The organism is Acidovorax sp. 35-64-16 (genome assembly GCF_002281195.1).
Taxonomy (GTDB): Bacteria; Pseudomonadota; Gammaproteobacteria; order Burkholderiales; family Burkholderiaceae_C; genus Acidovorax; species Acidovorax defluvii.
The window spans coordinates 1-11718 of sequence record NZ_NCFM01000061.1 but is presented as its reverse complement, the minus strand read 5'-3'; the positions used below and the strand labels follow the sequence as shown (position 1 = coordinate 11718).

Sequence of the window (11718 nt, the reverse complement as noted above, 5' to 3'; positions counted from 1 at the left end):
CAGGAAAGTCAATGAAATCAACGATCTACCAACACCACCTCCGCGCCAGTGCTAGCTTTTCGTACCGTCACTTATTGCACTGAAAACGAGGAGACCCCGACAATGCGGCAATTGAGAGCTTCTTCGGCACCCTGAAGGCCGAGTACTTCCGGCTTGCTGCGCCCAACAGCCTTGATACGCTCGAAGCGGGCGTGCATGATTGACGTTCACTACTACAACCATAAGCGCATCAAGCTCAGATTGAACGGACTCAGCCCGGTGGGATACAGGCTGAGAAACACCGCCTGATTGGCGGCAATGCTACCGTCCAACTTCTGGGGGTCAGTTCAAAACCGGGGCGATTCAATGTCATGACTTGTTCAGTTTCCCGTTCGGGAAACTATTAATCAAACCGGGCGATGCGCGAGCGATATTTCCCGATCGGGAATATTTTCAAAACGAGGGCATGAGATCGTCGTATATTGCCCGATCGGGAAACGATGGTGGCGCTCAATTCCGATTTGACCGTTCGCTCGCGCAATGGGCCACCCTGCACAGCGACGCCAATGTCGTTTTTGAGGTAGATTCATGGGGTCTGGATGCGCGGATGCAAGTCGCCGCTCCGATCCCCGAAAGCATGCACCTGCGCACGCAACGGACCCCAGCTCGACGCAGCCAGGGCCCATGCGCCTTGGGCAGCCCAGGTTTCTGTGCGCAATGCCAACCGGGCGCCCTCCTCTTCGCCGAGCAGAGTGAGTACCGATTTCAGGTTGTGCGCAATCCGGCGCAAGCCCGCACTGTCCTGGGCCTGCACAGCATGGTCGCCCATCCGGAGATCCTCGACGAACTGATCCAGGCACGACTGGCGGAAAGCCACAAACAAGCCCTGGTTGCCACCAAAATACTTGTTCACCAAGTCAGTGGCGGTAGCTGGCATGGAGCTTGGTGGGGCGGCCGTCTCCCGCGCCGGGTCCGCCAGCGCCGCGCCCACCGCATCGACAAGGCTGCCGACCGAGGCCGGCTTGGTCAGCACGCGCCAAACGCCCCGATCCTGCAAATGCTGATGCAGTGCAGCATCCACCGACCCGCTGAACACCAGCGTGCGGCACGCCATGCCGCGCTCGCTCAGCCACTGCAGCAGATCCAGGCCCGAGCCATCGGGCAGGGTCATGTCGGTAAGCACCAGCTGCACGGGATCGCGCTCCAGCGCACTGTAGGCTTCTGCCAGCGTTGCACAGGGCAGCAACTCCAGTTCCAGCGTGTCCAGCGCTATTTCCACAAACCGTCGCACTGCCGGGTCGTCTTCAAGTAGCAGCATTCGAGGCAATGCCATGGCAGGGGCTCCTGACTCTGAATCTAGGCCATGCATGCCCTGAGCAAATCGGGCAAATCCTGCACCAGATGTGGTTTGTGGACCACCGGCACATCGGCCAGGGCCATGACATAAGAGGCGCGCTGCTCAGCGTCCAGCGAAGTGACAACGATCAGGTGGCTGTGCTGGAACAGCGGATAGGCACGCAGGCGCGATATCAGCGTGGCGCCATCCACGCCGGGAAGCAAAAGATCGACGAGCAGCACATCGGGCTGCAACTCTCCTGCCTTGACCAGGCCGATGATGCCGTCCTCGGCCACGTATAGATCCACGTCAGGGAACTCATGCGTTATCAGCAGGCGCACCAAGTTCTGGAAATGCGCGGAATCCTCAATGAGTAGCACTCTCTTGCGCCGACGCAAATGCCCTCCAGCGCTGGCGACGGCGACAACGTCGGCGGCAGCCGAGGTAGTACCGGATTCGCGCCGTTCCAGCCACTGCAACACGGAACCCCGTGCGATGCGCCGATGGCCTCCCGGGGTTTTCCACGCATCCAGCTCGCCTCTGTCCACCATGAGCTGCACCGACCGCACAGCCAAGCCCAAGGCTCGGGCCACGTCGCGGGTGCTGCAATCCGCAGCTAGGTCATCAAGCAATTTTTTATCCATTTACACAATAATTTATCGATTGCAGGATGATAATGATAAAATCGCACCCATGCAAATGTCTACACGTCAATCATGAGCAAACGCATCCTCATCGTTGAAGACCATGCGGACATCCGCAAGTTGATCCGCATGACCCTGGAGTTCGAGAGTTTCGAGATCCATGAAGCCGCTAGCGCCGACGAAGGGTTGGAAATGGTACGGCAGCTCAAGCCCGATCTGCTTTTGCTCGACATCATGATGCTTGGTCAGCTGGACGGCATCGACCTGTGCCGGATTGTCAAGAGCGACCCCAGCCTGGGCAGGCCGCAGGTAGTCATACTTACCGCCCGCGCGCAGGCCAAGGACATCGAGACTGGCATGAACGCTGGCGCCGATGCCTACCTGCTCAAGCCATTCAGTCCACTAAAATTGATAGAAACAATTGATGGCTTGGACGCTTCGGCTGCAGGTATGCCATGAAGATAGATCCCCGGGAAGCGACCCAGTTCGATCTGGCGGCAGCGGACCAGATGGAGAAGATCATCTCCGACTTGGGGCGCATGTACCAGGAGCGCAACGAGGCGCTCCAGGAAGTGGCACACGCCCACCATGAAGCCCTGTTTCTACTGGCCGTTGCGGCCGATTACAGGGACGACGACACGGGCGTGCATATCGTGCGAATCGGCTTTTTGGCAGAGGCGCTGGCCTTGCGCCTGGGGCAGTCCAAGGCCTACGCCCTGCTGCTGCGCAAGGCGGCTCCGATGCACGACATCGGCAAGATCGGCATTCCAGACAACGTGCTCAAAAAGCCAGGAGGCCTGACGCCCAAGGAGCGCCAGGTCATGAACCAGCATGCCGCCATCGGCGCCGATATTCTGGGCAAGTCGCGCATCGCGTTGTTCAAGCTGGCTGCCGAGGTGGCCCTCACGCACCACGAACGATGGAATGGCACGGGCTACCCGCGCGGGCTTGCGGGTGCCGATATTCCGCTGTCGGGCCGCATTGTGTCGGTCGTTGATTTTTACGATGCGCTCACCATGGACCGTGTCTACCGCCCCGCCTTCGGCGAGGATAAGGCGCTGGCAATGCTGCAGGAGCAGAGCGGCAAGGCGTTCGACCCAGCCATCGTCGATTGCTTCATGCGCCACCAGGGCGAATTGCATGACTTGCGCAAGCGCATCACGCAGTCGCCCATGAGTTTTGCCGATCTGATGGACAGCACCCCCGCAGACCTTTGAGCGGCAAGCGGGGCCCTGCCCCTTCACTCCAACGTGGACACCGGCTTTTCACCATGCACACCCCTCTCATATCCCTTTGGGCACTGCTGCTGAACAGGCGCAGGGTGCTATGGGGTGGTCTGGCCCTGACGCTGTTGATTCTTCTGACCGCCATAACCATGATGTGGCGTGAGTTGAGAGACATGCGCCAGCGCGATTTGCAACGGCTCGAACTGCTCGCCAGCGTGTTCGAACTCCAGGCCACGCAACTGTTCGACCGGGGCGCGCAAGCGCTCGACGTTCAGGCCAAAGCCCTGGCCCGCAACGCCTTCACCGTGGCACAGTTCCAGGCCCTGCAACACAACCAGCTGCAGGGCATGCCCTTTGTGTATGGCATGGCCCTGCTGGACCTGCAGGGAAAAGTCATCGCGTCCACCAGAGATGCAGACCGGGGCACGCGCATCAACCTGCAGCGCCTCACCTCCCAGCCTTTTACGCAAGAGCACGTCACCATCGGCCGCTTGATGCCAGCCAACCTGACGGCAAATGGCGCACCTGCCCCCGGGGGCACCCAGGGGCCAGACGTTATTCCCCTGCTGCGCCCAGTGCACCTGACAGACGGCACGCTGCTGCTCATGGCCTTGATTGCACCCCAGGCACTGATGGACAACCACGGGAAACTGCTGGACATCGTTGGCACAGATGCGCGTATGCAATTGGTGTTCGACGATGGCAGCCTGCCGATTCAATACGGAGACAACCAGGCTGCGAGCGATGGTGACTGGAAAAACCAACCCGAGCGCCCACGGTTTTTTGCAGCGCACCAGGGAACCTATGGCCCCACCACTATAGCAGGCAAACGGGTGCTGGGTTCCTGGCACCGCTCTAATGCCTACGCCTTCACGAGCGTGGCCGAGCAGCTGTATTCCATCACATCCGAGCGCTGGCTCAACACCCTGCGCGGCCCCCTGCTGTTCATGGCAACGGCCGTTCTACTGATCGCCCTCATAACCGGCATCGCCCTGCGCAGTGCCCGCGCACGCGACGCTGCGCTGCGTGAGCGCGACGCAGCACAGAACGAAATCGTGCGCAGGGAGCGTGAATTGTCCGTTTTGCTGAAGAACGTGCAGGAACTGATCTTTCGCACCGATACTGAAGGCAAGCTCCGCTTCGTTTCTCACCATTGGCAGGCACTGACCGGTGAAAAACCCGACACTGCGCTGGGCAAGTATCTGCGCAACCTCGTCCTGCCCGATTGCCGCGAACGCATTGGTACCCTGTTCAACCCTCAAGGCCCGCAGGGTTTGCGCACCACCCAGGTGCACATGCAGGGAATGGGCGGCAGCCTCCATATGCTGGACATCTCCGTCATGCCGTTGACCGACTCCGATGGCCGGGTACGTGGTTATGTCGGCAGTGCGGTGGACATCACAGAACTGCACCAGACTCAACAGAAACTGCAGGAAAACCTGGCCTTCACCGTGCGCCTGGTGGAAAGCACCCCCCTGCCCCTGTGCATGACCGACATGCAAGGACGCTTCGTCGTGGTCAACCAGGCCTGGGAGAAATTCATGGGTATAGCACGCAGCCAGGCCCTGGGACGCGCCAACCGGGACCTGCTGCCTGCACCGGAAGCACAGGCCTACGACGCCCACAACGACCAGCTAGCGAACGAAAGCGACACCCTGCGCTATGAGGAGCGTTTGCAGCGGCCTGATGGCAGCGTGCGCGACGTACTGATCACCAAGGTGCTGGTACGCAACACGGAAGGCAAGCCGCAGGGCATTCTCATCAACAAGAACGACATCACCGACTACCTGGCGGCACGCGACCAGGCGCATGAGGCGTCGCGCATCAAGAGTGAATTTGTGGCCAACATCAGCCACGAATTACGCACGCCCTTGCAGTCTATTCTGGGCTTTTCCGAGCTGGGCATGCTGCGTGCCCGCCAGCACGAAAGGTTTGTCTCCATGTTCAGCGATATCCATGGCGCGGGCCAGCGCATGCTGGAACTGGTGAACGACTTGCTCGACATCTCCAAGATTGAAAGCACGGTGGGCGCCTTCCACTTCGAGCGCAACGATGTGCGCGATTTGGTGCAAGACGTGGTGGCCGAACTGCAAATGCTGTTCGATCGCAAAGGCCTGGCCATCGAGCTGGAACTGGGCCGCGCGCCCCTGGTCTCCAAGGTCGATCCCACGCGGTTCTCGCAGGTAGTGCGCAATGTTCTGTCCAACGCCATCAAGTTTTCACCGCAAGGCAGCGCCATCGACATCAGCGCCAGCGCCCCCGATGAGGAGACCATCCAGATCCAGATCCGCGACCATGGTCCAGGCATTCCGCCCCAGGAGCTAGAAACCATCTTCGATGCCTTTGTGCAGTCGAGCAAAACGCGCGACGGATCGGGTGGCACGGGCCTGGGTCTAGCCATCTGCCGCAAGATCCTCACCGCACACGGCGGACAGATCCATGCCACCAATGCGCAGGACGGTGGCTCCATCTTCCACATCACCCTGCCTTCAGCCAATTACACCGACACCATGCCTGGGGCTCTGTTATGACCGAGATCTCCACCCCCCCAAATCACCAACGCAGTGCGGCCCCTTACACCAAGGCGGCCTTGGTCTTCAGTGCTCTGGTGCTGTTCGGTTCCTGGGTTATGGCGCTTTCCATACTGCAGTGGCAGTGGAAGGAAACCCTGGACGCCGAAATGCGGCAAAACACCAACACCGCCGTGGCGTTCAAGGAACACACGCTGCGCATCCTGGACACGGTGGACCAAGCGGCATTGCTCATTCAGCAGAAGATGGACGAAAAATCACTCACGGGCGATGCGCTAGTTCGCATCGCCCGTGAGACCGGGATGGCGCCCCAGATCCTCACGCAGTTGTCGTTCGTGGACGCGAATGGCATCTTTCGGGGCAGCAACCTCGACCCCGATGGCTCGCGCAGCAAGAATGTTGATCTTTCCGAGCGTGAACATGTGCGCGTGCACCTGAGGCCTGACACAACCTCTGCCCGACCCATGCATAACGGACTGTTCATCAGCCAGCCGCTGGTGGGTAAGGTCTCGGGCGTGCGCACCATCCAGCTCACGCGCAAGCTTGTGGGCAAAGACGGCAGCACGTTGGGCGTGGCGGTGGCCTCGTTAGACCAGCAGCATTTCACAGAAGTCTACCGCGACGTGAATTTCGGCGCGCAGGGCGGCGTGGTGCTTGCAAGGCTCGATGGCCAGATCCTCGCACGGGTCATCGGCGGTGCAAGCACCGACAGCAACCCAACCCTGCCCAACGACATCACCGCAGCCACGCGAAAGCAGCGCATCGGGGCGCTGATGAGCACAGGTTCTGACGGGGTCCAGCGCATCATCGGCTTCAGCCGTGTAGGCGACTATGACCTGAGCATGCAAACCGGCACTGCCGTGGAGCAGTCCTTTGCCTCCTGGCGCAACCTGCGCACCACCGTGCTGCTGCTGACGCTGGCGTTGAGCCTGAGCCTAGTCACCTTTGTAGCGGCCTTTCTGGTGAGCATTCGCCGTCTGACACGCAGTGAGGCTGAGGCGCAGCGCGCCAACCAGGCGAAAAGCGAATTCTTGACCTCTATGTCGCACGAGCTGCGCACGCCACTCACCAGCATCCGCGGTTTCGCCGAGCTTATGGAGCTGCGCAGCAAGGAGCCTGTGGTGCGCGAACAATCGGCGTTGATCCGCCAAGGTGCAGAGCACCTCAATGTCCTGCTGACCGATATTCTCGACCTCGCCAAAATCGAGGCCGGGGTTATGACCGGGACTTTGGAGCCGGTAGCCGTGCATGCACTGCTGGACGAGGTGACCAACCTATTTCGCGTCAGCGCCTCAGCCAAAGGGCTTTCACTCACCGTGGTCGAGGGTCCCGGCATCCCCGCCACCTTGAACACCGACCGACTCAAGCTCAAGCAGATTCTTCACAACCTGTTGTCCAATGCCATCAAGTTCACTCCCGCAGGTTCGATCACGCTGGCCGTCGAGCCTACTGCCGATGCACAGCACGTTTCCTTTCACATCAGCGACACGGGGCCGGGCATTGCGCCCTATTCACAGGAGTTGATATTTGAAAAATTCCGCCAGGGCAATGCCCGCGTGAGCTACGAGCACGGTGGCACCGGCCTGGGGCTGGCCCTGGCGCGCGAACTGGCGGGGTTGCTGGGTGGCACCTTGACCCTACAGTCGCGCGTGGGTGATGGTTCCACCTTCACGCTGACACTGCCGTTGGCGTAAGAAATAGCGGCACGGCGCCACCAAGGTTTACATTGCAATGCGTCGTGTCGGCGGCCGCCCCGTCATTCCCACGCGGCTAGATTCATGGCTGGCCGAACCGCGAGAGGCGCGGATGCGCTGCCCGCTGCGCCACGTCAGTCCATTGCTGCCGGCTTGATGTGTTTTTGCTCAGAAAGCGGCAGACGGGGCCAGCGTGCGATTGAGCAACATGGGCAATTCCCGCATCAGGCGCGCCTTATGGATTACAGAAACCCCCGCAAGAGCGCGCTCATGGGGTGCACGCGACTCCTCATCCAGCGAGGTGATGACAATGAATTGGTTGCTATGGAACTGCGGTTGGGAACGCAGCCGATCGACCAGTGTCGCGCCATCGATGCCCGGCAGCAAAACGTCCACGATCAGCACATCGGGGTCCAGCCGCCCTGCCATCAGCAAGCCAACCACTCCGTCGTCGGCCACATGCAGATCCACCTGCGGAAAATCATTGTCCATCAGCAACTGCACCAGCTTCTGGAAATGCGCCGAATCCTCGATCAACAGCACCCTCGGGGGGAACCGCTTGGGCCTGATAACGATCTCGCCGGATGGCGCCTCATGGGCGGCATCCACAAGCACGCTTTTCGTCGCGACAGCCGAACTACCCACAATGTTTTCCAGTTGATTGAGCTGCAGCCAGGACATCACCGACTCGCGATCAACGCGCCAGCGGCCGTCCTGTGCCTTCCAGCCACGCAACTTCTCTTGTTCAAGCATCTCCCGCACGGCGTAGGCCTTTAGCCCCAACGCCCGGGCCACATCACGCGTGGAGCACACGATAGGTAACGAAATCACCGGTTTGTTCATCATTTGTAAGATTTTATCATTTCATTTTTGAATAAAATGATATATATTTGAGTAGATTTGAAAAATTGAGTTGTCAACCTATGACCAAGCGCATTTTGATCGTCGAAGACAATGCGGACATTCGTATGCTGATCCGCATGACGTTGGAGTTCGAGTTCTACGAAATCCACGAGGCCGCTAACGCCCAGGAAGGTCTTGATGCCGTACACCGACTGCAGCCTGAGTTGATACTGCTCGACATCATGATGCCAGGCGAAATGGATGGGCTCGACCTGTGCCGGATGGTCAAGAATGACCCATCCCTGGGTTCACCCCAGGTGGTGTTGCTCACCGCTCGCGCTCAAAGCAAGGACATTGAAGAGGGAATGAATGCCGGTGCCGATGCTTACCTGGTCAAGCCTTTTAGCACGCGCCAACTGATCGCAACCGTGGACAACCTGGGGCTTCAGTCCAACGAAATAACCTGAGGCGCATGCTTGAAAAAGCCACTTTGGCGCAAGCTTGCCGTCCTCAGGCAAACAGGTACCTGTGGCTGATTTTCATCGCGCACCGCCCGTGAATCACGCCCATCGTTCGGCCTATGCGCAGAACCAATTGATAAATTTGACGACTCCGCCCGCACAAACCGGATTCATATTGGCGAACCCTCCCATGTCTGCGTTATCGAGCATCCGCTTTCCTCGTCTTCCCCTCCCGTTCACAAGCAATACCCGTGCTTTGAAAGGTGCATTGATGCTGACGCTTGCCATGGTTGCCGGCATAGCGGCAATGGCATGGCATGAGTTGAGTCGCACGGAGCAACGCGATCGGCAGCAACTTGCGTTTATGGCCAGCGCCATGGAAAGCCATGCCTCCCAGGTTTTCGATGCCAGCGCCAAGGTACTGGACAGCTTGGCCGCCAGCCTAGTCAAGTCCCCCGATGACCTGGCACGGCTGGAAGAGCTTCAGATCGACTTTCTGCGCGGCCTGCCGTTCTTGCAGGACTTATCCGCGATAAGCCCGGAAGGCCTGGTTCTGGCATCCACCCACACCGCCGACCGGGGCGCATCCCTCGATCTGCGGCGCCTGACGCACACGTCCACCCAGGACAATCGCATGGTAATCGGCCCCTGGATTTCCGGCCGCAACCTGGCGGAAAGCGTTCGCCAGACGGCAGCACCTTCCCGGGTGGGCTTTATCCCAGCGGTACGCCGCGTGCAACTTTCCCCGTCCCGATCCTTGCTGCTGGTGGCACAGGTCAACCCCGAGGCCCTTGCCGGCTATCAGCAACAGCTTTTGGAAATGGCACCCCCCGGCACCCTGGTGCTGCTGGCCCTGGACAACGGCAGCCTGCTCACTCAGTCGGGCGAAGGCACACGTTATCGCGGCCACAGCCTGCGCCTGCACCCACTCTTTCGGGATGGCTTGCCTGACGCGTATCAGGGCGACTACGGACCCATGCAAGCCTTGGGGAGCCTCAGCCTGGGTGCCTGGCAACGATCAACGAGCCAGCCTCTGTTTAGCGTCGTGGAGCGCCCCTACGTGTCCACCGCACAGCGTGTGCTGATCGCACTGCGCGTACCGCTGGCGTTCATGCTTGCGGCTATCGCATTGGTGGTGTTCTTGACCAGGGGCGCCTGGCGCAATACACGTGCACAGAAAATTGACCACATCGAGCCTGAGCAAGCGCGGCCCCAGTGCGCTACCGATAGCTCGATGGATGCCACCTCCCTGCGGATCTCACGGCAGCAACTGCAGGACCAATTGGCGTTCACCAACCTGGTGCTGGAAACCATTCCACTGCCCCTCTGTACGACCGACCTGGATGGCCGCTTCCTGACCGTGAACCAGGCCTGGGAGCAGTTCATGGGCCTGCAACGCGAACATGTGCTGGGCTTGCGCGCTAACGAGTTCATGCCTACGGCGACGGCACAGGCTTTCGATACACACAACGACATCTTTGGCGCGCGCATCTGCTACGAGGTGCAACTGCACCAGCCGGACAACAGCGTGCGCACCGTGGAAATCACCAAGGTGCGCCGGCTGTCCCACCAGGGCCAACGCCTGGGCCTGCTGATTGCCATGAAAGACACCGCAAACCTGCCGGCCAAGCAGGAACCTGCCGCAATCAGCTCGCACAGCAGCAACCGCGACTTCATCACCCGCATCAGCCATGAGCTCAGCCACCCCCTGCAGTCCATCCTGGGGTTTTCCGAGTTGGGCGCGGCACGGGCGAACACGAACGATACGCTCAAGGTGATGTTTGACACGATCCACGCCTCGGGCCAAAACATCATGGAGTTTCTCCGCGAGTTGCTCGACGTCTCGAAAACCGAGGGTGCCATCGACGCCTTTCATTTCGAGCAACATGACATACGCGACCTCATTGGCGAGATAGCGGCAGGGTTGGCACCACAGCTGGCACGCAAGTGCCTCACACTGGACCTGCAACTGGCGGCCACCGCTCTAATGGCAAAAGTCGATCCCGGGCGCTTCTCCCAGGCGATGCATTTTGTGCTGAGCAGCGCTGCGCAATTTTCACCGCAAGGCCAGGTCATCCACGTTGCCGCCAGTGCGCCAGACCAAGACAGCATCCACATATGTGTTCGTGACCAGGGGCCAGGGCGAGACCAAGGCCGAGACATTTCGCAGGCAGAAATTCAGGCCGTGCTTCAGGCCTTTGCGCCACCGGAGCAGGCAGGCGAAGACAAGCCGTCCGCAGACCTGGGCCTGGCCGTCTGCAACAAGGTCATCACCGCCCACGGCGGGAGCATCCATATGACCGATGCTGAAGAAGGCGGCGTGATCTTTCATATCACCCTGCCCCAGGTCGGCCACTCCATCTCTGCGTCCCGGACTGCCCAATCGAACGAATCCCCATGATCAAGCCCAGGCAATCCAAAGTCGGTACAACAGTCCCGTACTCCACGGCGGCCTGCGTTTTCACCGCCGTGGTGCTGCTGGCCATGTAGCTGGCCAGTGTCGCCCTTCTACATTGGCAATGGCAGCAGACGGTGAGCACCGAAAGTCGCAAGAATGCGAGCACAGCCATGGCGCTGGGGGAGTACACGCAGCACATCCTCGACAGTGCCGACAACGCCATGTGGAGGCTGTAAAACACGTCCACGAACGACGTCTGCAAGGACATCGTGCACATCGCCAATGAAACAGGCATGGCGCCGAACATCCTGACGCAGCTGTCCTTCTTAGGGGCCGACGGGCGGTTGGTCTGCAGCAACCTGGTCCCCGATGGCTCGCGCAGTAAGCATGTGACTCTTATGGATCGCGCGCATGTCCGCGTACACCTGCAGCCGGGCGATGCCGACACGCCACTCGCAGGCGTGCTAAACGACGGGCTTTTCATCAGCCATGCGCTTAAAGGCCGGGTGTCGGGGTCTCCTCGTTTTCAGTGCAATAAGTGACGGTACGCAAAGCTAGCACTGGCGCGGGGGTGGTCTGGGTAGACCGTTGATTTCATTGACTTTC

General features: G+C 60.0%; 10 protein-coding genes and 1 pseudogene. 8 read left to right on the top strand and 3 right to left on the bottom strand.

Translation table 11 applies throughout. The features are described 5' to 3' along the window. Positions 1–98: 98 nt before the first annotated feature. Positions 99–288 (top strand): annotated as a pseudogene (locus B7Y64_RS18505) (IS3 family transposase); the annotation flags it as partial. A 277-nt stretch (positions 289–565) separates the two neighbouring features. On the opposite strand, the gene B7Y64_RS18500 reads toward B7Y64_RS18505, so the two are convergent. Together B7Y64_RS18500 and B7Y64_RS18495 are read right to left on the bottom strand one after the other, a co-directional pair. Further along, positions 566–1312: a hybrid sensor histidine kinase/response regulator gene (locus B7Y64_RS18500; RefSeq protein WP_291326190.1), complete on the bottom strand. Its 747-nt coding sequence runs from the start codon at positions 1310–1312 to the stop codon at positions 566–568. A gap of 23 nt (positions 1313–1335) precedes the next feature. Then, positions 1336–1959 carry a response regulator gene (locus tag B7Y64_RS18495; protein ID WP_291326188.1) on the bottom strand — a complete coding sequence of 208 codons (624 nt, stop codon included), beginning with the start codon at positions 1957–1959 and terminating at the stop codon, positions 1336–1338. A 72-nt stretch (positions 1960–2031) separates the two neighbouring features. Between B7Y64_RS18495 and B7Y64_RS18490 the strand changes: the two genes are divergently transcribed. The 4 genes from B7Y64_RS18490 to B7Y64_RS18475 are packed head-to-tail and all read left to right on the top strand — an operon-like array spanning position 2032 to position 7410. Next, entirely contained in the window at positions 2032–2418 is a 387-nt protein-coding gene (locus tag B7Y64_RS18490; protein ID WP_291326186.1) for a response regulator, read from the top strand. Beyond that, positions 2415–3176, top strand: coding sequence for an HD domain-containing phosphohydrolase (locus tag B7Y64_RS18485; protein WP_291326184.1), 762 nt, complete (start codon positions 2415–2417; stop codon positions 3174–3176). Before B7Y64_RS18490 ends, B7Y64_RS18485 begins: the two co-directional genes overlap by 4 nt. A gap of 53 nt (positions 3177–3229) precedes the next feature. After that, positions 3230–5716, top strand: coding sequence for a PAS domain S-box protein (locus tag B7Y64_RS18480; RefSeq protein ID WP_291326182.1), 2487 nt, complete (start codon positions 3230–3232; stop codon positions 5714–5716). Further along, positions 5713–7410: a hybrid sensor histidine kinase/response regulator gene (locus B7Y64_RS18475; protein ID WP_291326180.1), complete on the top strand. Its 1698-nt coding sequence runs from the start codon at positions 5713–5715 to the stop codon at positions 7408–7410. The genes B7Y64_RS18480 and B7Y64_RS18475 overlap by 4 nt, the downstream gene beginning before the upstream one ends. A 168-nt stretch (positions 7411–7578) precedes the next feature. On the opposite strand, the gene B7Y64_RS18470 is transcribed toward B7Y64_RS18475, so the two are convergent. Beyond that, positions 7579–8256, bottom strand: coding sequence for a response regulator (locus B7Y64_RS18470; RefSeq protein WP_291329542.1), 678 nt, complete (start codon positions 8254–8256; stop codon positions 7579–7581). Positions 8257–8333: 77 nt separating this feature from the next. Here B7Y64_RS18470 and B7Y64_RS18465 point away from each other — a divergent pair, with 77 nt between their 5' ends. The 3 genes from B7Y64_RS18465 (at position 8334) to B7Y64_RS18455 (ending at position 11654) form a co-directional block, all read left to right on the top strand. Then, a complete protein-coding gene (locus B7Y64_RS18465) occupies positions 8334–8720 on the top strand; it encodes a response regulator (protein ID WP_291326175.1) in 387 nt (128 codons plus the stop codon). A 265-nt stretch (positions 8721–8985) separates the two neighbouring features. Continuing rightward, a complete protein-coding gene (locus B7Y64_RS18460) occupies positions 8986–11115 on the top strand; it encodes a HAMP domain-containing sensor histidine kinase (RefSeq protein WP_291326173.1) in 2130 nt (709 codons plus the stop codon). Between the two features lie 266 nt (positions 11116–11381). Beyond that, on the top strand, positions 11382–11654 hold the full coding sequence (locus tag B7Y64_RS18455; protein WP_291326171.1) for a hypothetical protein: 273 nt from the start codon (positions 11382–11384) through the stop codon (positions 11652–11654). Positions 11655–11718 lie beyond the last annotated feature (64 nt).